The following is a 24,026-nucleotide window of genomic DNA, read 5'->3' on the forward strand; positions in this document are numbered from 1 at the left end:
AGGGATCAAGTCGGTTTCCTACGAGGCGTGGGCCAGAAAATATGCCCATGCGCGAGGCAATTCGCCTAGCGGATAAGCCCTTGTTTCGCAACAGCAGGGGCACAAGACCGGTCTGAAACCCTGTCACAACGAAGAAAACGGAATTTTTGGCTTTCTTTCCTTGGGGCGGCTCCGTAGTTTTGCCTCAATCCTGCCCCAGAACACGGATAACGCTCGGTTGCATCAGGTGAACCCCATCATGGCTTCTTCCCGTCATTCGAACTCCAGATCCGGACGCGAAGAATCCGGCAGGTTCCGCATCCGGGGAGCTTTTCCGACACGATGGCTGCTGATCACGGGCGCCACCGCCCTGCTGGCAGCCTGCGCCGACACGCCCCAGCGTCCGCAGGTGCCTGTCGCTCAGGAAGCAGCGAATTATCGTCACCATGCGAAATCCTATTATGCCCCGCCAGGGCCGCCTGAAGATCCGTGGGGGCCCTATATCGAGGAAGCCTCGGAACGCTTCGACGTTCCCTCGCCCTGGATTCGCTCGGTCATGATGCAGGAATCGGGTGGTCGTCTCTTTGATCGCAACGGTCAGTTCACCACCTCGGCTCCGGGAGCGATGGGGCTGATGCAGCTCATGCCCCCGACCTATGACGACATGCGCTCGCAATATGCGCTGGGCGATGACGCCTATGATCCGCATGACAATATCATGGCGGGGACGGCCTATATCCGCCAGATGTACGACATCTACGGTTCGCCCGGTTTTCTGGCCGCCTATAATGACGGCCCCGGCAGCCTTGACTCCTATCTGCGTCGCGGCCGTGCCCTGCCCCGCGAAACACGACGCTATGTGGCGCATGTCGGCCCCCAGATTGCCGGTATCTGGCCGCGCAACCGCTCTGCGGCCGATCTTCTGGTATCGCAGCATGACCCCAATGCCGCGACCATGGTGGCCCAGACCGATACCGAAACATCCAGCGTGCGTGCCGCCTGGCGCAGACAGGCCCAGACGGCAACCTACAGCGCCGACCAGCAGGATATGCAGGTGGCCGAGGCACCAGCCACTACGCGTTCCTCCGTCAGTGCAGCCTGGGCCGCTCGTGGCGTGACTTCGAGCACGCCTGCCCCGGCGGCTCCTGTCCAGATGGCGAGCCTTACCACTCCCGCTGAAACAGAAACCCCTGACAGCGTTGCCCAGGCCTGGGCAGGACGGGCCCCTGTACAGCCCATCCCTGTCGGGCGAAGCCTCTCGGCCGAACCGGTGCTGGCCGTCATGACTCCACGCCCTGTCCTGCGTTCACCTCAGCGGAGCGTAGAGCCGACGCCACGCACGCTGCAGACCGGGGAATGGGCAATCCAGGTTGGCGCCTATAACTCGGCCGTACAGGCGACGCGCGCTGTCGCGCAGGCGCAGAATCATGCTGGAACTTCGCTTTCCGGTGCGCGTAGTCAGGTTTCCACGGTCCAGACAGGGCGAGCGCATCTCTACCGGGCGCGTCTCGTCAATCTGTCCCATGACAACGCCGTGGCAGCCTGCCGGAAGATGGGCCGCGACACACCCTGCGTGGTCGTCTCTCCGGGATCGTCATTCTGACCCCTCGCGGAGTTCGTATGCCCAGTTTTCCCAGCCTGACACGCCCCGCGACATTGCTGGCGCTTTCGCTTGCCGTTGCGGCCCCTGCTGCCCATGCCGCCCTCAAGCAGGGAAGCGAAGCCCCTGATTTCACCCTGACCGCCACACAGAACGGGCAGGAAATGCAGTACACCTTGCATGAAGCCCTCGCGAAGGGACCGGTGGTACTCTATTTCTATCCTGCGGCATTCACCAAGGGCTGCACCATGGAAGCCCATGGCTTCGCTGACTCCATGCCGCAATTCAAGGCCCTTGGCGCAAGCGTTATCGGCGTGTCGATGGACAATATCCACAAGCTGGATGATTTCTCGGTCAGCCAGATCAAGGGACAATTCCCGGTTGCCTCCGACAGCGAGGGCAAGGTCACCCGCCTCTACGATGCCAAGATGCCCATGCTCGATATTGCCCAGCGCGTGACCTATGTGATTGCGCCGGAAGGCCAGATCATCGACACGATCAGTTCGGAATCGCCGGGCAATCATGTCGAGAAAGCCCTCGCGGCTTTGAAAAGCTACAAGGCCGATGTCATGAGACATCGACGCAAATGAGCCACATTGGCGGTCAGGCAGTCACAGCCTGATCGGCAGACCATCATGCCTGAAAAACAAACCAGCCATCATGTCGGCTCGTCGCGTGCCCTGCGATTGCAGGACGATGTGGTCAGCACAGCCGTCTATGACGGTCCTGCGGAATGCTACCGCTATCGCCTGCATCGTCGATGGGACGACAGCAAGCCTGCCGTGATGTGGCTCATGATGAACCCCTCGGTCGCCACCGAATATGGTGATGACCGGACCGTTGCCAAATGCCAGCGCTATGCCAGGGTGTGGGGATATGGATCGATGTATGTTGGCAACAGCTTCGGCTATCGCTGCACCGACCAGAAACGCCTGCTCGAGGTTGCAGATCCGAACGGACCCGGTAACGACAAGGCATTGCTTGCCATGGCGCGGGAAGCCCAAATGGTCATTCTGGCCTATGGCTCGCCCACCCATCCCTCGCTGCGTGACAGAGGCAACCAGGTGGCCCTGATGCTCCATCGAGCCGGGATCGCACTGCATGTCATGCGGCTCAGCAAGGGCGGTCGCCCCGAGCACCCGCTCTATCTGCCCGGCACTCTCGAGCCTTATGTGCTGGATGACAATTTCTTTGATGCTCTCACGTAGCATCGGGGACGTTACCGAAATGAGATTGACGAGCCCATCGAGCAGGGCCTGACGGCCCACAAGCCGCAACGTAATCGCCCTGGATCAACGCTGCCTTTCCGATGCATAGGCGGAGAGCACTCTCCGGTCGGGCATCATAAGCACCATCCCATCCCCTGGAGGCTCTCGCCTCTGAAGGAATGGGATGGGCATAGCGGCTTATTTTTCGGTAATCTGGTAAGTCAGCACAACATGATTGTCGTGGTTCGGCTGGGTGGCCACCGGCTGGATCTGCACGCCGAGATTATGCTTCTGGTAGATCTTCTGGATCGCCTGTGTATCTGCAGTAGCAGCCTCTGCGGTTACGGTGGCGCCGGGGCGTAGCTTCGTTGCCGCCTCGAGTTCGGAGGTCGGCACCTGCTTGTTACCGACGAACTCGACCTTGTCGAGCACGAAGGGTGCCGGTGCCGCCGCAGCCTGCGGGGCCTGCTCTTCGATCACCAGATAGAACTGCACCGTGTTTTTCACGAAGCGCTCTTTCTCGCTGAACTTCGCCCCGACATTCTTGGCCTTGTAAAGATCAGCTACTTTTTGCAGCCCGGCGTCGAGTTGGTCACGCGTGACGGTATCACCGACATGGTACGGGAATGAGGCCATGATGTCTTCGGTCGGAACGGATTTGTTTCCCTCGACCTTGAGGACCTTGAGCGTGAGCGGCGCATCGGCTGCGGGCGCGCTGGCGGCCAGCGCCGCATGCATCAGCCCGACCTGGGGGAGGCAGGGCAGAGCAGCCGTACCGGCCATGAGGGCAAGACCGGCGAGGGCAAAACGGGAGTTCGGCTTCATGATGTCGTCCTTCTGAACAGGCTCATTCTGAACAGAGGGATCATAGGCAGCTTCCGGGGCGCTTGGCAAAATCCAGCACACCGCCCCGGGTGGCGCGATTGCCGCGCTCAGCCTTCCATTTCAAGTGGCATGACGGGAGGCGCACTGGCCGTCGCATGAGGGCCGGTCGCCAGCACATGAGCGCGATCCCAACGCTTTGCCAGAGGCAACAACGCGCTCAGCAATCCAGTCAGGATCAGCCCAGCCACGAACAGATCGCGGAAGAGCGGGACGTAAAGCGCCGCAGCTGCAGCACCCGTGGCAGAAGCGCCGGTAGCGGCTGCGTAATTAGCCACAAGGCTGCCTGCATACATGGCCACACCCCAAAGCAGATAGAGCGAGCCCATCATGAATCCGCTGCTCTCGGGCAGGGTGTAGCGTGCGATGATGGCAAGGCCCAGCGCCATGGTGAGAAGCTCTGCGACCGACACCAGACCGTATCCGAGCACCATCACCCAGGCCGAAACAAGATTCTGGGCATGCGCCGCCGCGATCCACCAGATCAGGAAGCCCAGTGTGACGAGCCCGAAGCCCAGCACCATCTTGTGCGCAAGCGACAGATCGCGCCCCTGCGCGGCCAGGCGGTTGTACAACGTGGCCAGAAGCGGACTTGCAAGCATGATCCAAATCGGATTGAGGGCCTGGAACTGACCGGCGCTCAGATGAACGAGCGTTACCCCACCGATACGCAGATCGCCGTCCACCGCACGCAGAGCGAAAAGGGTGAGCGAGGTCATCATCTGCTGGTAAAAGATCAGATAGGCCATGCTCTCAAGGCAGAGCAGGAAAGTCAGGCGCAAACCCGGGCGTGCAGCTTCCGCCGAGCGCCAGTAGAGACGTCCCCACAGCAGCGCGATAGCCAGACTGGCCGCCCAGACACAGAGACGTGCGATACCGGGGCTCGCAATAATTCCTGTCAGGACAAGCACGGTCAGTACGAAGCCACCGAGAACGACGAGGAAAGGCCTGAGCTGAAACGGCCCCTTGTCGAGCGCCGAGCCCGCATGATGGATCCAGTTGCGTCGCCAGAAATAATAGAGCAGACCCATGACCAAACCGCCGGAGCAGGTCAGAAATGCGCTTGCCGGACCGTAATGATCCTGCAGGTATGGCGTGAGCAGCATCGACACCGTCGAGCCCACATTGACCGACATGTAATAGATCGTGAATGCCGCATCGAGAGCGGCATCGTCCCCCTCATAGATGCGCCGCACAAGATTGGCTGCGTTGGGCTTGAACAGGCCATTACCTGCCGAAATCAGGGCCATCGCAAAGAAAAGCAGCGTACGATGCTGATCGGCCGTCGCCAGAGCAGCATAACCGAAAACAAGGGCAAAAGCCCCCATGAGCATGGTCCGGCGCGGCCCGAGTATGCGGTCACCCGCGTAACCGCCAAGCACCGGGGTGATATAGGTCAGGCCGACAAAGGCGCCAATAAGGACATTGGCCGCCACGTCGCTCAACCCGAGCCTTTGAACCAGATAGAGGGTGAGAACGGCCTGCATGCCGTAATAGCCGAAGCGTTCCCACAGCTCTATGGCGAAGACCACCGAGAAGGCCTGTCGTCGCGTTGGGAGCTCCGTTGGGGGGGATGCACTCATGAAGAGGGGTTCCGGGCAAAGAGACGTGATTGCCCGGAGATAACACACTCCTTCATGATGGAAAGACTAAAGACCGGACCAGATACCGGAGACCCTCATCCCATCGTAGCAAAGAGCGATGAGCAAAGCCGTGAAGAACAAGGCTGTCAGGACGCCCAGCACCTCACGCGTGAGAACGAGCCTCCAGTCGAAAAATCCCCGTCTGTCAGGCAAAAATCAGGCCTCCTGCTCCGCCTGGGCACGCTGCCCGGCGAAGAAGGCCTCAAGAGCCGGATCGACCTCGCCGATACGGACCTGAAGCGTGACGTAGAGATTGCCCGCCTTGTGTGTTCCATGCTCTCCCACGCCACGGCCACCGAGACGGAGCACGGTGCCGGTATCAGAATGAGGGGGCACTTTCATCGTCACCTGCCCCTTGGGCGTGGGCACGACGAGCTTGCCACCAAGGATAGCGGTGGACAGATCGACCGGCACATTGGCCCTCAGATCACGGCCATCGCGCGTGTAAACCGCGCTCGGCGTGACCGAAATGGTAATCAGCGCATCGCCAGCAGGGGCATTTTCACCCATGCCGGCACCGCCCTTGCCGCTCAGACGCAGGGTCTGGCCGTCTTCGATCCCGGCTGGGATCTTGACCTCAACTGTCCCTGCCTCAGGCAGGGTGACGCGGCTGGTCGTGCCCAGCACAGAGTCTTCGAATGAAACGGTCAATGTGTAGGAGCGGTCGGCTCCGCGGCGGCTGCGCCGACGCCCGCCAAAAGGACCGCCGCCAAAATCTGCGCCAGTGCCGCCCCCGCTGAACATGTCCGAGAAGAACGCGCCGAGATCTTCCTGATTGAATTGCGCGCCACCTGGACCACCGCCATGAAAGCCGCCCTGCCCGCCAAAGCCGCCACCCCCAAAAGGACCGCGCTCATTACCTTCGGCGTCGATTTCCCCCCGATCGAAACGAGCGCGCTTTTCCTTGTCGCCCAGAATGCCATAGGCGGCACCGACCGCCTTGAACGCTTCCTCGGCCTTCTTGTTGTTCGGGTTGTGGTCGGGGTGATGCTCCTTGGCGAGTTTGCGATAGGCGCTCCGGATTTCCTTATCCGTGGCGCCGCGCGTCAGGCCAAGCGCTGCATAAGGATCTTTCACGCCAGTTTCTCCCTGTTTTTCGTGAATACTACAGAATTCATGCGTTTAATGTTGTGTCCAGCCCCTGTATTTCAAGAGCGCTAGCGAGAGAACGTCTTGGCCAGAATACTCTGCTTGGCGGCATCGATTGGCAAGGCCGTATCGCGCAAGGCGATACCCTGCCAACCCGCCCCCATGGCGGTATAAAGCGCCACCGTATCATGCAACCGCGCCGTGCGGGCCATGGCCTCGCGATCCTGAGCGCCCAACAGCGTCCGCTGTGTGGTGAGCACATTGATGTAATCGGTCAGACCGGCTGCGTAGAGACGCCGCGCCCGGTCCGCGGCAAGGCCGCTATCGAGCGATGCCTGGTGAAGCTGGGCGACGTAGTGATCGTTATGCAGCCATGACGTCATCGCATCCTCTACCTCGCGGAAGGCATTGAGGACCGTCTTGCGATAGGTCAGGCGGCTGGCTTCGGCGCGTGCCCGCGCCTCGACCACCTGCGAGGTGAAACGCCCGCCATGCATGACCGGCAGGGTCGCCAGCATCATGAAGGACCAGCTCATCGCATTGACCTGAAACGCCTGATACATGGCCGAGGCATTCGGGTTGAACGTGAGCGGGATCGAGAATTTGGGATAGAGCTGCGCCACGGCCACGCCGATACGCGCCGTCGCCTCGGCATAGCCACGCTCGGCTGCGCGAATATCGGGACGATTGGCCACGACGATCGAAGGGAGCGTGGAGGGAAAACGCGGCATCTCCGGCAGGGAGGCCACCCCATTGGGCAGAGCTTCGAGTTCCGCCTTGAGGTCACCGGGCATGTCACCCAGCAGAACGCTCACACCATGGCTCAGCGTGTCGATCTGGGCCTTGAGCGGCTCGAGTGAGGCTGTCTCGCTATCCAGTTCGCTTTGAGCCTGGGCGATCTGCAATGTATTGCCGATCCCTTCAAGGAAGAGCCTTTTGGCAAGGTCGACCTCGCTTTGCGCGTTCTTCACATTCGCCTGGGCGATGGAAAGGCGAAGCTGCGCCCCACGCAGGGAAACATAGGCGCGCACCAGATCGGAAAGCAGGGTCATAAGCGTAGCGCGTCGGTCTTCGATGCTGACATCGATGGCGCGCTCGCTCGCTTCGACCTCGCGCCGTATGCGACCGAAAGCGTCGATTTCCCAGCTTGCCTGGGCGCCGTACGTCAGAACCGAAGCTTCTGGACGATTCTGCGGGTTGCCGGGGCGGATCGGCCAGTTGTCGACGTTGATCGAGTAGCGGCTGGACCCGCCTCCCGCATTCACATCAAGCTGCGGGTACCAGGCCGAGGCGGCCTCCTCGCGCATGGCGCGACCGGCGATGATCCGCTGATCGGCAATGAGCAGATCGTAATTGCCCTTGATGGCCTGGGCGACCAGGCGGTTGAGCAGCGGGTCGTTATACTGCCCCCACCATTCCTTCATTTCGGCTTCGGTCCGGGCGATCTCCCCGGCCGTTGCGGCATGGTCGGTTTCCACAAAGCCGTCGGGCAGCTTCATCCGGTCGGGCTTGTAGCTGGGCCCAACCGTGCAACCGGCAAGCATGACGGTGGAAAGGGCGAGGGGAGCAAGCTTGCGTGGGAGAGGAACCATGATCAGAGATGATTCTGCAGCCAGGTGGTCAGACGTCCCCGCTGTCCCTGCGGCGGCGTGCCCACCGTCACCGTGCAGGTCATGCCTGCTGCCAGAATGACCTCAGGCGGGACACGATCCAGGTGAATGCGCACCGGGATGCGCTGCGCGAGACGCACCCAGGTGAAAATGGGGTTCACATCCTGCAGGCCCAGCTTGTCGGGGGAGCCGTTCTGGTCGTTGATACCACGTGCGATGGAGACGACGTGGGCGGGAATAATCTCGCGATATCCCATGAGCTTCACACGGGCGACGTCGCCCACATGAACGCCCCACATCTTCGTTTCCTCGAAATAGGCATTGATCCAGAAGCTGTCCGCATCAATCACCGCCATGCGGGACTGGCCCTCATGCGCGTAATCGCCCACGCGCAGATTGAGGTTCGTGACATACCCTTCGACAGGCGAGTACACGATGGAGCGTTGCAGGTTCAGACGCGCCACATCGAGCGCGGCTCGCGCAGCGTTGACCGCGTCCTCCTGGGTCTCGACATTCGAGTTATAGATTTCCTGCTCTTCCGCTGAAACGATGCCGTTCAGGCCCATACGACGCTTGGCGTCATTGCGGCGCAGCTTCAGATCTTCCTCCGCACTGGCCAGATGGGCCTCTGCCTCCTTTATAGCCAGGCGGAAACGGACAGGATCGATCACGAAAAGAGGGTCGCCACGATGGACGAAATCATTGTCATGAACCGGCACGCTCACAACCGTGCCCGAAACCTCCGGCGCTGCGTCGACGACATAGACGCGCACACGTCCGTCACGCGTCCAGGGGGCAATCATGTAGGTTTCCCACAGCGTGTAGCCCAGCAGGAGCGTCACCCCGAGCACCGCGAAGGTCAGGAGGAGTCGGATCAGCGTACGGGCGAGCAGCACGGAACATTATCCTTGGGTACAGCGGGGAAGATCGGATTGGTGGTCAGGAAGCGCGTTCGTGGCTCGAAGCCGTACGCGGAGCGGTGAGGCGCACACAGCTCAGACATAGAGCACCATCAGGCAGAGCACGCAGACATAGAGCGCCACCTCAAACAGCGCCACGTGCCAGAACCATTCGATGGCCCCAGTTCGCCAGAGGAGGAAGCGAATGAGCAGCGTGACCGGAATAGCCGCCACCGAATAGATTGCGATGGGAGAAATGAAGACGCCGAAAAGATCGAATTCTGCGAGCATCGTCCTCCCTCATCCTTCCTGGGTCGACCGGTTGGAATCAGGAGGAGGAGAGCAGGGCCCAATGGCATCAAGGGCGGATCATGACACGCCTTCGATGCCAGGGCGCAGACATCAGGTGGTCCGACCGATCCCGGAGAAGCTCCGCGCAAAAGCCCGGAGCAGTGACAGGACGGTCATAGGGGAAACTACAGAGTGCCGCCAGCGGGGAAACCTGAATTTTAAATTAGGTTTCAGAGAACGGGCGTCACAACATGGTCAGATATATTACTTGCGCGCGAAGATGTTGCGCAGGACCGTGAAAAGCTGTTTGCCCGTGAACCGGCCGACAGGCCCGATCAGCAGCCCCGTGAGCGTGGACAGCGCTAGCGTCTGCTTGAATTCGCCGAACTTGCGGTCACGACGCAGCCGCGCCTCGAACTCGACAGGGTCCGCGATATTACGGGTGCCCAGCAGGGCGAAAATAATCACGAAAAGCAGGTCGATTCCCAGCACCGAACAGGCTGCCGCGAAGGCGGAGAAATGCAGCACGCTATAGGCAAAAGCCCACAGAACGGCGTGGAACGAGATCAAAGCGAAAAGGCCGAAAATGGCTGCGATAACGAAATAGGCGACGCGGCGGCCAATTCGCATTGCGACGCGCTGTATGACTTCGCCCTGAGCCTGCAGGGCTTCCTGCCCGACGTCGATGACCTTCATGAAGTTTTGCTAGCCTTTATCGTATGATCGCTGCGGGGAAAGGCAGGAGAGCGGGAGAAATGCCCATGATAATGGCCCTTCCCTCGAAGCGGGTTGGAACGAGAGGCCGCCTTGCTTCAGACAGGAGACAGCCTACTTGGAGACACGTCCAGCAATAAAGCCAATGACTGCAGAAATCAAAACCGCCGCGATCGGACGGGCGCGCACGCGTGCTTCAGCGTTGTGAAGCTGCACATCCTTGATCTCGCGGGCATTCGCGACAGCATTATCCGCGCGTTCGGCAACATCGAGCAGGGCAGGATTGATACGATCCTTCAGAAGCTGCTCAAGCTGCGCCTTGAGCGTGTCGATCTGGTCCTGTGCAGACTTGTTGGCAACATCGAGAGATTTCTTGACGTCTGATTTGCTCATGTCACAACTCCTTGCACGGTCAATGCCGCGATTAGTGGTTCCGGAACAAACGCATGGAGGAGAGGCGAGGTTTCATGGCGATTTCTGCGCGAGGGGGCGTACCCGTGCTGCTGCTTGATAATCTCTGCCTGTTCTACGGGAGCGATAGCTTCTCGTTGTCAGTAAACGAGGGCGACGCTCTGAGCCTGATGGGAGGCGAACCGGGGGTTCTCAGCCGACTCTGCGATATTTTGGCAGGGTTCAGAAGCCCCGTTCAGGGCCGCATCCTGATTGCCGGTGAGGATATCACCACTTCGGCACCTGAGCGGCGCCCGATCGCGCTGGTGTCCCCCCGCGACCCCGTGTTCGGGCATCTCGACGTGGCGGACAATATCGCCTTCCCGTTGCGCGTCCAGGGCGCTGCCACTGACACGATCAGGTCGCGCACAGCGCGCGTGATGGCTCTGACGGGGCTGGAAGCTCTGGCGACAACACGCGCCGACCGGCTCACGCCAGAGCAGGATCTGCGTCTCAAACTCGCACGTGCTCTGGCCTATGCTCCGCGCGTTCTGGTGCTGGACGACGTGCTTTCCGGTCTCGATTTTCGAGGGGCTGCCAAGGCACGTCAACTCCTCTCCAACCTTCAACGCGCTCTCGGGCTGAGCATGGTCTACGCTGCGCGGGGGCGTGAAGATGCGGTCTGGCTTGGAGGACGGATTGCCCTGTTCGACCGGGAAACCCTTGTGCAATGCGCCGACGCCGCCACCTTGCTCGAACGCCCGAGCGATGCACGCAGCGCAGGGCTGTTCGGAGAAGCCAATCTCCTGACTGGGCACGTTCTGAGTATCGACGACGATGTTGCCCGCATCCATCTCGCCTGCGGCGGGGTGGTGGAGGCCATGGCCGACGAAGCGCTGGAAGCCGACTCATTATGCACACTCTGTGTTCGTCCTGATCGCATGACCCCTCTTTTCGGGACGTCGATAGCGGGTGATGACGAAACGCCGCCCCTCATGGCCAGTATCCAGTCCGTGCTTCATACTGGCGATCAGATCCGGCTCAGGCTGCGTCTTGCCGATGGGGCCGAGATCGATATGCGACGTCCGCTGCTGCAATCCACGCGGGTCATCAAGCCCGGCGCAACGCTGCAACTTGCATGGCAGGCCAGTCAGGCTGTGGCCTTTCCCATGAAAGACGATCTATAAGAGGCGTTCTCACGCTCAACCAAGCCCGGAAAGGCCAGTTCCTGCACGCGTCCCCCCCCTTCACAAAACCGGATGACGGCTCTCATGGTGCGCGCCTACGCGTGTCACGGGTGCTGCTGGTGACGTTGTGCCTGCCCCTGCTTGCTTTGCCTGCACATGCGACCACCCATCATGCCCATCACAGCGCCCATCACGCCCATGCGGTGAAGCCTGCAAAAAGCGCTTCACCCAAATCGGTGCTTGCTGTGGTATCGGGCAGCATCGATGCCCATTCGCTTCTGATGCCCGACCAGCCCTATCCGCTCAAGGAATGGGATGGGAGCCTTTCGGCACTTCGTGACGCTGCCACGGCTCGTGTTTCGCCCTGGCTGGCGGCGATGGTTGATAACACAACACTTTACGCCGCCTGTCGTGATGGGATTGTACAGACCCTGCCTGCCCCACCCCAAGCTGCGCCTGCGCGACCTGCGCCCTCATCGCCCTGCGGCATTCAAGCAGGAGAGGAATCGATAGTCCTCGCCTGGGATCGCGGCCGCCTGGGAGATGCAGCGCCGGACTGGGGCGATTTCTGGGATATTGCGCGCCATCCGGGCAAGCGTGCCTTGCGCCTCGACCCGCGCGGCACGCTCGAGATCGCCCTCATGGCCGACGGCGTGGCACCGGGAGATGTCTATACCATCCTGGCCACACCGGCTGGCGTGGATCGCGCCTTTCGAAAGCTCGAACAGCTGAGGCCCTATCTTGTTTGGTGGCGCACGCCGGAAGAGGCGAGCCGTATTATGAATAGCGGCGCGGCGCTCATGCTCTCGACGCCCTATGACCGCCTGGCCGATCTGGGGCCGCGTATCTCCTTCGCGGCGCAATGGCGTCAGTCCCTGCGTCAAAAGCTCTCATGGGCGATCCCTCGCAATGTCCCCGCCGAGCAGACCGATACGGTGATCAGAATGCTGCGTGACCAGACGCCTTTGCATGACGACACTCAGGATGCCCCTCAGGACGGGCGTGACGTCCGCGTCCTGTCAATGAATGACACGTTCTGGGCCCTCAACTTCGATGCGCTTCAAAAGCGGCTTCAGGCCTGGCTGACCTCTGCCCCATGATCGTTGATATCCTCTGCTTTCTTGGTGGAGCGGGGCTGTGCCTCGGCCTTCTGCTGGCCATCCGTCCGATCCTTGCGTCGTTTTTCCCTCTTATGCTTCAGCTCTGTGCCTCGGGAGCCTTCATGGGGGGAATCTGGGCGCATCATGCCTCTGCCGTTCGTTGGGAATATGGGTCCTGGATGATCGCCGGGTTTCTGATCGCACCGCTGAGCCTGCTGCCAGTCGTTTTGCGCCTCTCAGGTGAACGCGTGGCCGGCGCAGCCCGTGCGGCGGCAGGGTTGGGCGCGAGCCCCTCGGCCAGGCTGCGCTATCTCTGGGCTCCCTTGCTGCGCCTGCCTTTCGTTGTCTCCTGTGCGGTCCTAGCCGTCGGGATCGTGGCGTGCCTTTTCACACCCCCACATGCTCATGTCTGATACGCCTCGCCCTTTCTGGCAGACAGTTTCTCTGGCGGATATGAGCCGCGAACAGTGGGAGTCCCTCTGCGATGGATGCGGCAAATGCTGCCTGCACAAGCTGCGCGATGAGGACACGGATGCGATTTATTTCACCAATGTTGCCTGCCGGCTGCTCGATCTGAACTCATGTCAGTGCTCGAGTTACGCCACGCGCTTTCGCAAAGTGCCGGACTGCGTCTCTCTGACGCCTGAGGTTCTGGCGGATATCGACTGGCTCCCACCGAGCTGCGCCTATATTCTGATACGTGACGGGCAGGATCTGCCGGACTGGCATCCTCTGCGTTCCGGCTCACCTGACTCAGTACATGAGGCAGGCATATCCGGCAGGGGGCGTATGATCAGCGAGCGCGATGCCGGGCTGCTTGAGGACCATCTGGTGGAGTGGCCTGCCGAGATCCCGGCAGGTGTGGCCCGCAAGCGGCGAAAACGCCCCAGACGTCGCTGATGAGTGACGGCCCTTGCCCCGTCCTGTGGCGCCGTACCAAACGGGCAAAGCGCCTCTCCCTGCGTCTTGATCCGGCGCGACGTCAGGTGGTCGTGACCTATCCTCACACAGTTTCGCTCAAGCGCGCTGAGGCTTTTCTCGACGCGCATCGGGACTGGGTAAAGGACAGGCTGGCGGATTTGCCTCCCGCTTTTCTGCTGCAGCCGGGAGCAAGCCTGCCATTCTCCGGGCGGTCCGTGACGCTCATCCACGCGCCAGACCAGCGGCAACCCGCACGTCTGGAGGACACATGCCTGACGATTGGCGGTGACCGCGAACGCTTCGAGCAACGTGCGCTCTGTTTCCTCAGAAAGCGGGCTGGACTTGATCTGCCGGGTGAACTTCTGGCGCTCGCTGACTACATGGACTGTAAGCCCAGCGCCATTGCCTGTGGCAATGCTCGAACACGCTGGGGGAGTTGCACCCGCAGCGGGCGGATCATGCTCAACTGGCGCCTGATCCTGATGCCTGAGCCGGTGAAGCGTTACGTCATGATCCACGAACTGGCGCACATGACCCATTTCGACCATAGCCGCGCCTTCTGGGCACATGTTGATCGCTTCCACCCGGACCGGCTTGCTGCACAGGCGTGGCTGAAGGCCCACGGAAGCACCCTGCTAGCTCTGAACTGAATACGGGACCAAGCCGATGACCGCCGGGGGATTTTCACTCCCCTCCCCCCGTGCTAGAGCCAGTGCCGTGCTGTGCGAACTTGGCGGAATGGTAGACGCACGAGACTTAAAATCTCGAGTCCGTAAGGGCGTATGGGTTCGAGTCCCATAGTTCGCACCACTATCTCATTGAAAATGATAGGTTTTTTGGCTCTCAACGCGTCAAACCGGGGTTTCCCCGGAATTCTTCCCAGAATGGGAAAGTTTGATGCTGCGTCTGATCGGGTCCCGCTATCATTTTCGCAGGGCCGTGCCGAAGGATATCCAGCCTCTCATGGGGCGGTCCGAGATCTCCCTTTCGCTTGATACTTCGGCTAAACTCGAGGCTCGCAGACGGGCGGCACAGCTATATGACCGGACCGGACAGTTCTTCGACAAGGTGCGCGCCATGAGTGACTCGAAAGCCCGACCGCCCACACCGGACGAGATCATCACTTTTTATGAGAGCTTCGTTCGCGATACCGAGTCTGCCCATGCCGTCGAAATGCGCCTGCTCGAACTCAAGCATGAGAGGGAAATGACAGAGGTTCAGGTACGCTTCTTAGAGTTCAATAACCTTGTGACGCGTTTTCTCTCCATCATCGGCCCCTATCTTGCCAAGGATACCGAGCGGCTCGAAACGATACGGAAAATCGTGAAGAAGGATCTGCCTGAAGCGCGTGCGGAGGCCGCTAATCTGGCCGCTCAGGTCGATCTCCTGAAAAGCATCGTCGTCGACATTGGAACGGCCAGGAAGAGCGAACCTATCGCCCCAGTGCCGCTGACTGCTGAACCAGACCCACGCGGACCAACCATACCAAAGAAAAAGCTGGCAAGCTCCGGCTCCCGCGCAAAGCTTCTGACGGTCAGCATGGCTGCAGAGCGTTTTATTTACCCAGATACCAATCGCTCAGAGGATACGAAACGCGGCACGCGCAAAGCGCTTAACCTGTTCATCGATGCCTTCGGCGACATGGAGGCTGAACGGATTACCGGCGAGACGGCTGGCGAGTTCCGTGATCTCCTCTTCCGTCTTCCCTCCACCCACGGCAAGGAACGCAACGGCCGCTCAATCCGTGACGAGGTCGCGCGCGCTGAAACCGAGAAGCTCGAGACCATCAGCGCCAAGACAGTCAAGAACCACTTCTCTCGTCTCTCCGCTCTTTGGGCGCTCCTGTTGCAGCGTGATCTGGTATCACGCAATGTCTGGGCAGGCTGGGACTACCATGTCACGAAGAAGGTCGAACGACGCTGCTTCAGCGACGCTGAGCTGGCGCAGCTCAACGCGACGTCATGGGCGAGCCGCACGCCCTCTGCACGCACTGCAGCCGCGATCATCAATATTGCTGCTTATACAGGCATGAGACTGGGCGAGATCTGCAACCTGCGATGCGCCGATATCGAGATGATGGAAGGTGTCGCCTGTTTCCAGATTCGCCCGCATAGCGAGAGCGGATGGTCCCCAAAGACACAGGCCGGCACACGTATCGTACCAATCCACCCTGAGCTGATTGCAAAGGGTATTCTGTCTTTCATGAAGCCCGATCAGGTCTGGCTGTTTCCGGATCTGGTCGTCACAAAAACCGGCGACCGTTCGGCAAGCTTCTCTCAGGCCTTTGCGCGCCTGCGAAGCAGAGCCGGTCTCCCCAGGGAAGTCTGTTTCCACAGCTTCCGTCACACAGTCTCGACCAAACTGCGCAATACCGGGCATGAACTACGGGAGATCTGGATTGATCGTCTCCTAGGGCATGAAGCGACGCATCGCAGCCAGGGGACCATGAACTACACCTCTGCGATTGACGTCCCCAACCTCAAGCGTGTCGTCGAAGCGATCAGTTACGAGACGCTTGATCTAGCAATTCCCGAGAGATGAGCAGAGACTCATCTTTAAACGTTAGCTCGTCCACTTTCGCCTCATCCTAGACATTCCGTCCGTAAGCGACGTTCCCGTAAGCCGACATCGATGGGTAGATTTCTGCGCGGCAACATTGCAGGAACTGAACGCACGACAGGGCAGATGGAGAGACCCGAAATGTCACCTGCGGACGCTAAACGTCTCGTCATTATGATGCGATCATCATCCTATAACGCTACCCGCCTAACATGACCCTCTGACGCCAATTCGTGCGTGATTATGAGCGTCGCATCGATGTGTCACAGTGAATAGCCCCAGAATTTACATCTAGGGGCAGCTGCTTTGGTGGGCATGAGAGATGTGTTTTTGATACGCGACAATGAGAAATAGCTCGTCACGCAGCAACAGCGTCGTTCAGAGTTCTTACAATCTGAATAATCTCTTTAGCCTGATCTCGATCGAAGATGCCGGCGATGCCCATGTCGTCCAGATCGGTGAACGGACTCTCGTAGAAGCTGGCCGGGTCGACATACCCTGACTCCGTCAGGCTATTGATAACCAAGTCGAGGAACTCGGTCTGGTCGGCGTTCAACTGATGTTGCCCCACGAATGTGCTGAAAGCTTCCTTCGCGGCAGCTTTGTCCAAGCCGGTCAGTGACCTCAAGAAGCGCCCGAGGCCTCCTTCCTCGTCGAGGTCAGCGAGGAGGGTATCAGTCGCGATCTCTTGCTCGATTAGTATGCGCTGAAGTTCTTCGAGATCCAGCTTGGTCAGGGGCTCACCTCGGCGGACCTTGATCAGGGTGATGTGGTCACGATGATCGTCAATGAAGCGACGAACCTTCATCTTGAAGCGCGCCTTATCCACGCCGCTGCCCACCTCCGGCATGGTGAGCTCGGTCCCTTCGCCGATTTCATCCTCGAAGTCGGTGACGACCACCTTGCGCTCCACAGGCTTGATGAGCTCAGCTAGGTGACGAAGGCGTCGACGCACCCTCTCCAGAAGCTCAGGTGTGATGTCTTCCCAGAAGGCGTCAGTCTGAATGTCGAGAATCAGCTCCATTTCCTTCGCTACGAGAGGCACGTTGTCGATGCCTTCCAGCGCTGAAGCGAAGCTGATGATTCGCCTCTGGAGCCGGGTGAAGGCTCCGGTCTGCTTCAGCAGCTCTAGCTGTGTGGTCAAAAGCAACAGGTCGAACTGCTTCGCGGATAGGTTGCCATCCTCGAAGGCCGTTGGCAGCCCGGCGATCTCCTCGATCAGTGTCAGCTGGTCGTTAAGGGTCAGGTTGTCCCAGCCCCTCGGGTCGCGGAACTTCTCGACACTCCGCCGCTTGGCCCGGATGATAAAGTTGCCCAGCGGCATGCCAAGTACCTCGTCATGGAGCCGCGTTTTGATGTCCTTGATTAGCGCCTCGTGCGGCTCGCCAGCGTCTGCTAAGGCCTCGATCAGTTCGACGCGTGAGCCGAATAGTCTCTCGCCTAGCGGCTTGGCTGTGGGACCATCAGTCTTGTTGAGGTTCTCTTGGAAGAACTCAAGGTTCTGGCAGTAGTCGAAGATGACGAACTGCTGCTTGTCCTCACCCGGCCCGAACAGATCGGGGCACAGGCGGGTGCCTCGACCGACCATCTGCCAGAACTTGGTCTTGGACCTGACGATCTTGAAAAAGACGAGGTTCACGACCTCGGGCACGTCGATGCCAGTATCCAGCATGTCGACCGAAACCGCGATGTGTGGGGCTTGCTCCGCCTCGGAGAAGTCGTCAATCAGCGACTGGGCGTAGCTGACGCTGTAATCGATCAGCTGGGCGAATTGCCCCTTGTAGTACGGATAGGCCTCATTAAAGCGGTCGACGATGAACCGGGCGTGCTTGCTGTTCTTGGCGAAGATGATCGTCTTGCCCAGCCGGTCGCCCCCCTCGACCTTGATCCCGTTGCGCATCAGGTGCTCCAGCACCTTGTCGACCGTGTCCTTGTTGAAAAGCCACTTGTTCAGGTCGGCACTTTCGACGCGGTCCCGCTCTGTGCCTTCCTCGTCCCACTCGATGGCGTCCCAGGCTTCCTTCTCTTCATCGGTCAGCTGATCGTAGTCGATGCCGTCGCGCTGGAACTTCAGCGGTACGGAGATGGTGGTCGGTGGCACGAGATAACCATCGCCCACGGCATCATCGAGGTCGTAAGCGTCAGTTGGCACACCCTTCTCGAGCCCGAACAGGGAATAGGTGTCCTTGTCGATCTCATCGCGCGGTGTCGCGGTCAGCCCGACCAGCAGGCTGTCGAAGTATTCGAAGATCGCCCGGTATTTGCGGTAGACCGACCGGTGCGCCTCGTCGATCACGATCAGGTCGAAATGACCTGGGCCGTAACGCTTTTCGCCGCCCTTGCTCTCCTCGATCAGCCCCATCATTGTCGGGTAGGTCGATAGGCAGACACGCGCTCCGGCGTGGTCGTTCTTCTTGGTGTCGTGTCGCTCAAGCAGGTTGGCCGAGGGCGTCGAGGGCAGATGCGTCTTGAACGCCCCGTGTGCTTGCTTCACCAGCGCGATCCGGTCGGCCAAGAAGAGCACGCGCTTCACCCGGTTGGCCCGCATCAGTTGGTCGATCAGGGCGATGACGGTCCGGGTCTTACCGCTGCCCGTGGCCATGACGAGGAGGGCCTTGCGTTGAGCGTCGCGTTCGATGGCCTCCCCCACACGGCGAATAGCCCGCTGCTGGTAATGGCGTCCCGCAATCTCCGGGTCTATATCGACTTTCGCCAAGAGGCGGACGTTCTCGCGACGCTGCAAGAGCAGTTGCAACTCATCCTTCTTCAGAAACCCTGAGATCCGTCGCGGTGGATAGGCTTGGTCGTCCCAGATCCAGTGCTCATAGCCGTTACTGGTGAAAATCACCGGACGGCGACCGTATCGCTTCTCCAGACAGTCAGCGTAGAGCTTCGCCTGCTGCAGCCCCGCTCGGCTGTCTTTCTTCGTCCGCTTGGCCTCGACCAAACCTAGTGGCTTCCCGTCGTCGCCCCAGAGCACGTAGTCGACGTAACCGTCACCGCTCTGGTTGGGCATGCCCGTCACGGCGAACTCCCGGTCCCGCTCCTGATCGAGAGGCCAGCCCGCCTCGCTCAGAAGCAGGTCGATGAAGTTGTCGCGGGTCTCGGCCTCGCCGTAGTCGTGGTCGTCCTGCACCGTGCTGTTGGCCTTGCGCAGTGCGGCCATCTCCGCCCGAACGGCGGCTAGCTCCGCATCCAGCTTGGCGCGTCCCTCTTCAGAGGCACGAAGGGCTTCCTCGGCCTCCGCCGCGCGCTTGCGCTCGGCCTTGATGTCCGCCTCGACCTTCTGGATCTGCGCCACGGTGCTGGCGGTGATTGTCAGCGACTTTTCCAACTTCCCGGCGTCGAAGGTCAGCGCCGGGTCCGGGCGCTTGATCTTTGCGTAGGTCCGGGCAATCCAGTAGCAGACATGGAACAGCTCTCGCACACAGGCACTGGCATCGTAGGCGCTCAGCGGCTTGCCGGTGTCATGGGCGGCGCGGTTGCCCTGGTCCTTGATGTAGCGGGCCTTGATGACGATGGCGGGGCCGGTCAGCGCCTGCAGGCTCGGCTCAGCAATCATCGCGGCCAGTGTATCGGTGTAGACGGTTCGCAGCGCCGGGTCGGTCCGGTAGAGCCATTTCAGCGCCGTCTCAAGCGTCAGCCGCGCCCAGAAGCAGGCTCCCCGCGGGTCGGACAGCGCATGTGTCTCGGCTTTGCTGGCCGTTTTGAAGAGGGCTGGAAAGTCTGCTGACAGAAAACTGAACTGGCTCATGTATTAGCCCTCTGAAAATCGAATTCCGTTTCACCCAGAATAGCTTGATCAAGAGAGAAATCGGCTCCTGTGGTTACGAGCTGACGCATGTCTCTTTGGATGGAATAAATTTTGGTGGCACTGGTAAAACTGGTGGTCATGCAATCCTCAATCCAAATAAATCTTCTCTGGATCCATGGTGGGACTCAAATAAGGGGAAAATCCTGTCAAAATCACAGATATCGAAAGGAGATCGCGCATATCAACTTCACGCAATTGGTTGGCCGGATTACCGCCATGACGAATTCCGGGATAGTCGGACGCAAAGCTATAGATGGCTTTTGCGGACTCCATGACCTTGTTGTGAGGCCACACACCCGCCTTGTTGCACATTGCACCGAAGGTGTTCGCCTTCTGGCCTTGCGGAATGCGGTTTTCCATAGCGGCATTATAGGCAAGTATATTTGGGTGCTGGGATAACATAGCTTCGAGCAGATTGAACTGAGCCGCAATGCATTGCTTCACTCTTCGAGGCGACCGCTCATCGTGCAGATCTCGGATCGTCTCCTCGAAGGAAGCCATTAGCTCGGCCAGAGCGGCATCTTGAGCGCTGGATAACCTCAGATCTCGCAGCATCTTTGTGAATAGCCCTGGAAGCGTTGGATATATCGACATCCTACGGTTGAAGGACGGTCGGCGGACGTCGTAGCGAAGGCTGAACTTCTCAATGAAAGTCTGGACGGCAACGAAGTACGTGTTCGACAGTTGATCACCACCGGCGTCGTCAAAGGGTTTGAAGGCCTTTTCCAGAGTTTCGACGATGGCGTACTCCGAGGGGGCGTCGTTGAAGAAATCGCAGATATAATCCCGGGCGAGCTCGTCGTCTGGGTTGGAGTTGTTAAAGGGTTCGAGAGCAGCCCGATATCGCTCCATGGCCTCCTCAAATGCGATCCATTTATCAATATCTTCAGGCAGATAAATTGCGCCGGTATCATTATAATCTTGGTAGGTTGGTTCGACTGGTGGCGCGGGCCTTGGCAATGCCGACTGAAAAATGTCCAGCCAAAGGTCTTCGACCTCGATTTCGTTCTCTTCAATGAACTCAAACAAAGGTTCGAAGACCTCGGCCATCAGCAGACTTTGGACACCCAGAAATTCATCACGCATCAAAGCTCTCCCCGGAAGACGCGGTGTTGGAGGGAAGCGAAGAGGGCTTCTGCTCGCCGCAGAGAAGAGACCGCTTTTCCAATATTGCCATCAAGCGCGGACAAGCGCGCCGCAAACTTTTCTTGCGAAGCTAGGCTTGGCAGGAAGATAGGGGCTTCAGTGATCTGCTTGATGTTCAACGTGGGTTGAGCGACGAGCCGGATTTCACGTTGAAAGTAGTTCTGCACAGCCTGAGATTTGAGCTGAGAGGCGATGAAAACTCGGTTCGCAACCTTTTTATCGACAGGCACTCGCGCGACAGCCCTAGCAATATTCACGCCTTTCAAGCCTTGGTGCGCGAGCGCTACTGAACCGATAGAGCCAACGCACGCGATTAATATCTCATCGCCCTTCAGTCGCGACTTCTTATGTTTGGCATCAACCTCCGCAGCCACCCGGCGGAAGTCCTTCGGGTCCAGCCCGGGTGAAAGGATGTCGCCAGCCCGAAGCAGTGGGATACCTTCCACGACATCGTCACCCGGCTGAACGACGCCGTAATTGATCTTGTCACCCTTCGTCACAATGTCGACCAGTGTGGCAGTGGCGTGTGTGACCGGGTCCCCAAACATCTCATGAAAGATGGCCTGACCGAGAGTGCCCAGTTTGTCGAGGGCGCGGGTGCGGAGGCGGCAGAGCTCTGCTGCCTGATCCAGTATCCCCGCAATCCGCTTCTGCTCCTCCAGCGGCGGGAGGGGGATTTCGCCTGCCTTGAGATACTTGAAATGTCGACTGTACCCGGCCTCGGGGATCGGCACCTGGTGCAGCGCATAATAGAGATACTTCGGATGTGTACCGGGCTTGGGTTTCAGAACCTTGGTTCCGTCAGCCCCTAAGCAAAATGGGGAGTCGACATACTTGAGAGACTTTGTGTGGTCACCGAATATGATGACAGGGCCGTCCATCTTGCAAAGACTGGATGCGTCGTTGGTGTAGCCTCCGACTCTCGACTGCCCCTGATCTACAATTGCGAACAGCCCTTTTGCTAAGTAGTTGGACTGTTTGGTTTTGACGTTGCCGCCTGTGGCGTCTGTCAGAACATCTCCAAAGGATACTACCGGCCAGTTCATCCCAGCATCCCCTCAAGCCGATCCAGGCCCTCGGCGATCTCGGCCTCCAGCGCACGCAGTTCGGCGATGATGTCCGCGGGGGCGGCGTGGGTGACCTCCTCGTGTTCGATCTCCTTGTAGCGGTTCAGCGACAGATCCCATGATCCGGTGGCGATGATGTCCTCTGCGGGCACCATGAAGCTTTGCGCGGTGCGGGGCCGCGCGGTCTCGGCTTCCCAATCGCCCCAGCGGGCAAGGATGTCGGGCAGGTTGTTTTTCGCATGCTCCTCAGGCGAAAGCGCCTGCGTCGGGCAGACGCCCAGCTTTTCGGCGTCCAGAAGCGGCGTGCGCTTGTCATCAAGGCTGAAGCCGTCCGCCGTCATGTCGTAGAACCACACGCCCTCGGTGCCGCCGACGCCAGTCTTGGTGAAGATCACGATGGCGCAGGACACACCGGCGTAAGGGCGGAAGACGCCCGAGGGCAGCTTGATGATGGCATCGAGCTTGTGATCCTCGACCAGCATCTTGCGAATGTCCTTGTGGGCGGTCGAAGAGCCGAACAGCACCCCATCCGGCACGATCACCGCTGCGCGCCCACCGATCCGCAACTGCCGCAGGAACAGCGCCATGAAGAGAAGTTCGGTCTTCTTGGTCTTGACGATCTTCAAAAGGTCCTTGGCCGTGGTGTCATAGTCGAGCGATCCGGCGAAGGGCGGGTTAGCAAGGATCAGGGAATAGGCGCCCTCGTCGGTGCCATGTTCCTCGGCCAGGCTATCGCGGTAGGAGACATCGGCGTTCTCGACCCCGTGCAGGGTCATGTTCATCGCGCCGATCCGCAGCATGGTCGCGTCGAAGTCGAAGCCATGGAACATGCCGTTGTGGAAGTGGTCGCGGGTTTGCTTTTTTCGCAACATCTCCGGGTGGTAGTCGCGCAGGTATTCGCCCGCTGCCACGAGGAAGCCGCAGGTGCCAGCCGCCGGGTCGCAGATGGTGTCGCCGGGCTGAGGCTTCATGATGCTGACCATCAGCTCGATGATGTGGCGGGGCGTGCGGAACTGGCCGTTCGTGCCTGCGCTGGCGATCTTGCCCAGCATGTACTCGTAGACGTCGCCCTTCGTATCACGGTCGTCCATGGGGATGTCGTCGAGCATCTGCACGACCTTGGCCAGCAGGTTGGCGTTGGAGAAACCAAGCCGCGCGTCCTTCATGTGGGTGCCGTAGGATGATCCTTCCTCACCTAGCTGGCGCAGGAAGGGGAAGACGTGCTCATCCACGATGCGCATCATCTCTCGGGCCTCGAAATGCTTGAAGCGGGACCAGCGGAGATTGTCGTAGGGCTCGCCCTTATCGTCGGCCCCTTCGGGGAAAATGCGGCGGGCGATGGGGAGGCCGAGGTCTTCTGACTTGCGCTCTTCGACCGTCTGGAGGTCGTCGAGCCGCTTGATGAACATGAGGAAGGTGAGCTGTTCGATCACGGAAAGCGGGTTGGAGACCCCGCCGGACCAGAACGCGTTCCAGATCTGGTCGATCTGGGCTTTGATTGTGCCTGTGATCACTTGCTGCCTGCTGTAATTGTCGCGCGGTTCATGTGCATGAGGAGCGCCTTGTAAATGACCGGACTTCGATTTCATGGGCGCGGGCCATGACCGTTTCCAGTTCGTAGTCCATTTGCCGTTCCATCCAGGACCGGGCGGAGGTGCCGAATGCCTTTTCAAGGCGTAGCGCCATCTCCGGCGAAATGCCGGACCGCCCATTCAGGAGGTTGCTGAGAGTCTGACGGTTGCACCCGAGCACCTGGGCGGCATTGGTGACGGACAAGCCGTTGGGATCAAGGCACTCTTGGCGAACAAGGATTCCGGGATGGGTCACGTCTGCTCCTCCATTGCTGAAACCGTAGAGTGATAATCGACGGTTATCAATAGGTCGTCTTGCGCATAGTCGTGTGAATTAGTGGATAGACGTACATTCA

The 24,026-nt window shown here is 59.7% G+C and carries 24 protein-coding genes and 1 tRNA gene; 10 read left to right on the forward strand and 15 right to left on the reverse strand.

Annotation, left to right across the window (positions count from 1 at the left end):
- The first annotated feature begins 238 nt into the window (after positions 1-238).
- The 3 genes from AA0535_RS15560 to AA0535_RS15570 are packed head-to-tail and all read left to right on the forward strand — an operon-like array spanning position 239 to position 2,787.
- Positions 239-1,582: a lytic transglycosylase domain-containing protein gene (locus AA0535_RS15560; RefSeq protein ID WP_264817593.1), complete on the forward strand. Its 1,344-nt coding sequence runs from the start codon at positions 239-241 to the stop codon at positions 1,580-1,582.
- 17 nt (positions 1,583-1,599) lie between these two features.
- On the forward strand, positions 1,600-2,169 hold the full coding sequence (locus tag AA0535_RS15565) for a peroxiredoxin (protein WP_264817594.1): 570 nt from the start codon (positions 1,600-1,602) through the stop codon (positions 2,167-2,169).
- A 45-nt stretch (positions 2,170-2,214) separates the two neighbouring features.
- A complete protein-coding gene (locus AA0535_RS15570; RefSeq protein WP_264817596.1) occupies positions 2,215-2,787 on the forward strand; it encodes a DUF1643 domain-containing protein in 573 nt (190 codons plus the stop codon).
- A 198-nt stretch (positions 2,788-2,985) separates the two neighbouring features.
- Here AA0535_RS15570 and AA0535_RS15575 read toward each other — a convergent pair whose 3' ends face one another.
- From AA0535_RS15575 to AA0535_RS15615, 9 genes are all read right to left on the reverse strand, one after another.
- The gene (locus AA0535_RS15575; RefSeq protein WP_264817598.1) at positions 2,986-3,612 is read right to left on the reverse strand and encodes a POTRA domain-containing protein; all 627 of its coding nucleotides are present in this window, start codon (positions 3,610-3,612) and stop codon (positions 2,986-2,988) included.
- 107 nt (positions 3,613-3,719) lie between these two features.
- Positions 3,720-5,252 (reverse strand): peptide MFS transporter, encoded by a 1,533-nt coding sequence (locus tag AA0535_RS15580; RefSeq protein WP_264817600.1) that lies wholly within the window; start codon positions 5,250-5,252, stop codon positions 3,720-3,722.
- A 66-nt stretch (positions 5,253-5,318) separates the two neighbouring features.
- Complete coding sequence (locus AA0535_RS15585; protein ID WP_264817601.1) at positions 5,319-5,465, reverse strand: hypothetical protein; 147 nt, start codon at positions 5,463-5,465, stop codon at positions 5,319-5,321.
- A gap of 3 nt (positions 5,466-5,468) precedes the next feature.
- Positions 5,469-6,389, reverse strand: coding sequence for a DnaJ C-terminal domain-containing protein (locus AA0535_RS15590; protein WP_264817602.1), 921 nt, complete (start codon positions 6,387-6,389; stop codon positions 5,469-5,471).
- An 80-nt stretch (positions 6,390-6,469) separates the two neighbouring features.
- Positions 6,470-7,993, reverse strand: coding sequence for an efflux transporter outer membrane subunit (locus tag AA0535_RS15595; protein WP_264817604.1), 1,524 nt, complete (start codon positions 7,991-7,993; stop codon positions 6,470-6,472).
- 2 nt (positions 7,994-7,995) lie between these two features.
- Positions 7,996-8,907 carry an efflux RND transporter periplasmic adaptor subunit gene (locus AA0535_RS15600; RefSeq protein WP_264817606.1) on the reverse strand — a complete coding sequence of 304 codons (912 nt, stop codon included), beginning with the start codon at positions 8,905-8,907 and terminating at the stop codon, positions 7,996-7,998.
- Positions 8,908-9,006: 99 nt separating this feature from the next.
- A complete protein-coding gene (locus AA0535_RS15605; protein WP_264817607.1) occupies positions 9,007-9,201 on the reverse strand; it encodes a DUF1656 domain-containing protein in 195 nt (64 codons plus the stop codon).
- Positions 9,202-9,465: 264 nt separating this feature from the next.
- The gene (locus AA0535_RS15610) at positions 9,466-9,897 is read right to left on the reverse strand and encodes a hypothetical protein (protein WP_264817608.1); all 432 of its coding nucleotides are present in this window, start codon (positions 9,895-9,897) and stop codon (positions 9,466-9,468) included.
- A gap of 132 nt (positions 9,898-10,029) precedes the next feature.
- Positions 10,030-10,308: a hypothetical protein gene (locus AA0535_RS15615; protein WP_264817609.1), complete on the reverse strand. Its 279-nt coding sequence runs from the start codon at positions 10,306-10,308 to the stop codon at positions 10,030-10,032.
- Between the two features lie 74 nt (positions 10,309-10,382).
- On the opposite strand from AA0535_RS15615, the gene AA0535_RS15620 reads away from it, so the two are divergent.
- The 7 genes from AA0535_RS15620 to AA0535_RS15650 all read left to right on the forward strand — a co-directional run bounded on the left by AA0535_RS15620 (position 10,383) and on the right by AA0535_RS15650 (position 16,054).
- Positions 10,383-11,492: an ABC transporter ATP-binding protein gene (locus AA0535_RS15620; RefSeq protein WP_264817611.1), complete on the forward strand. Its 1,110-nt coding sequence runs from the start codon at positions 10,383-10,385 to the stop codon at positions 11,490-11,492.
- Between the two features lie 101 nt (positions 11,493-11,593).
- Positions 11,594-12,592 carry an extracellular solute-binding protein gene (locus AA0535_RS15625; protein WP_264817612.1) on the forward strand — a complete coding sequence of 333 codons (999 nt, stop codon included), beginning with the start codon at positions 11,594-11,596 and terminating at the stop codon, positions 12,590-12,592.
- Positions 12,589-13,005: a hypothetical protein gene (locus AA0535_RS15630; RefSeq protein ID WP_264817613.1), complete on the forward strand. Its 417-nt coding sequence runs from the start codon at positions 12,589-12,591 to the stop codon at positions 13,003-13,005. Before AA0535_RS15625 ends, AA0535_RS15630 begins: the two co-directional genes overlap by 4 nt.
- Complete coding sequence (locus tag AA0535_RS15635) at positions 12,998-13,492, forward strand: YcgN family cysteine cluster protein (RefSeq protein ID WP_264817614.1); 495 nt, start codon at positions 12,998-13,000, stop codon at positions 13,490-13,492. Before AA0535_RS15630 ends, AA0535_RS15635 begins: the two co-directional genes overlap by 8 nt.
- A complete protein-coding gene (locus AA0535_RS15640; RefSeq protein ID WP_264817615.1) occupies positions 13,492-14,163 on the forward strand; it encodes a M48 family metallopeptidase in 672 nt (223 codons plus the stop codon). Before AA0535_RS15635 ends, AA0535_RS15640 begins: the two co-directional genes overlap by 1 nt.
- A gap of 74 nt (positions 14,164-14,237) precedes the next feature.
- Positions 14,238-14,323, forward strand: a tRNA-Leu gene (locus AA0535_RS15645).
- An 87-nt stretch (positions 14,324-14,410) separates the two neighbouring features.
- Positions 14,411-16,054, forward strand: a complete 1,644-nt coding sequence (locus AA0535_RS15650) for a tyrosine-type recombinase/integrase (protein ID WP_264817616.1) — start codon at positions 14,411-14,413, stop codon at positions 16,052-16,054.
- A gap of 376 nt (positions 16,055-16,430) precedes the next feature.
- Here AA0535_RS15650 and AA0535_RS15655 read toward each other — a convergent pair whose 3' ends face one another.
- The 6 genes from AA0535_RS15655 to AA0535_RS15680 are packed head-to-tail and all read right to left on the reverse strand — an operon-like array spanning position 16,431 to position 23,926.
- Positions 16,431-19,826 (reverse strand): DEAD/DEAH box helicase family protein, encoded by a 3,396-nt coding sequence (locus AA0535_RS15655; RefSeq protein WP_264817618.1) that lies wholly within the window; start codon positions 19,824-19,826, stop codon positions 16,431-16,433.
- Entirely contained in the window at positions 19,823-19,966 is a 144-nt protein-coding gene (locus AA0535_RS15660) for a hypothetical protein (protein WP_264817620.1), read from the reverse strand. The genes AA0535_RS15655 and AA0535_RS15660 overlap by 4 nt, the downstream gene beginning before the upstream one ends.
- A gap of 7 nt (positions 19,967-19,973) precedes the next feature.
- Positions 19,974-20,972, reverse strand: a complete 999-nt coding sequence (locus tag AA0535_RS15665) for a hypothetical protein (RefSeq protein ID WP_264817622.1) — start codon at positions 20,970-20,972, stop codon at positions 19,974-19,976.
- Positions 20,972-22,078, reverse strand: a complete 1,107-nt coding sequence (locus AA0535_RS15670) for a restriction endonuclease subunit S (protein ID WP_264817624.1) — start codon at positions 22,076-22,078, stop codon at positions 20,972-20,974. Before AA0535_RS15670 ends, AA0535_RS15665 begins: the two co-directional genes overlap by 1 nt.
- Entirely contained in the window at positions 22,075-23,688 is a 1,614-nt protein-coding gene (locus AA0535_RS15675; RefSeq protein ID WP_264817625.1) for a type I restriction-modification system subunit M, read from the reverse strand. Before AA0535_RS15675 ends, AA0535_RS15670 begins: the two co-directional genes overlap by 4 nt.
- Entirely contained in the window at positions 23,642-23,926 is a 285-nt protein-coding gene (locus AA0535_RS15680) for a HigA family addiction module antitoxin (protein WP_264817626.1), read from the reverse strand. The genes AA0535_RS15675 and AA0535_RS15680 overlap by 47 nt, the downstream gene beginning before the upstream one ends.
- Between the last annotated feature and the right edge of the window lie 100 nt (positions 23,927-24,026).

It is taken from the genome of Asaia krungthepensis NRIC 0535, assembly GCF_025995175.1.
GTDB classification, from domain to species: Bacteria; Pseudomonadota; Alphaproteobacteria; order Acetobacterales; family Acetobacteraceae; genus Asaia; species Asaia krungthepensis.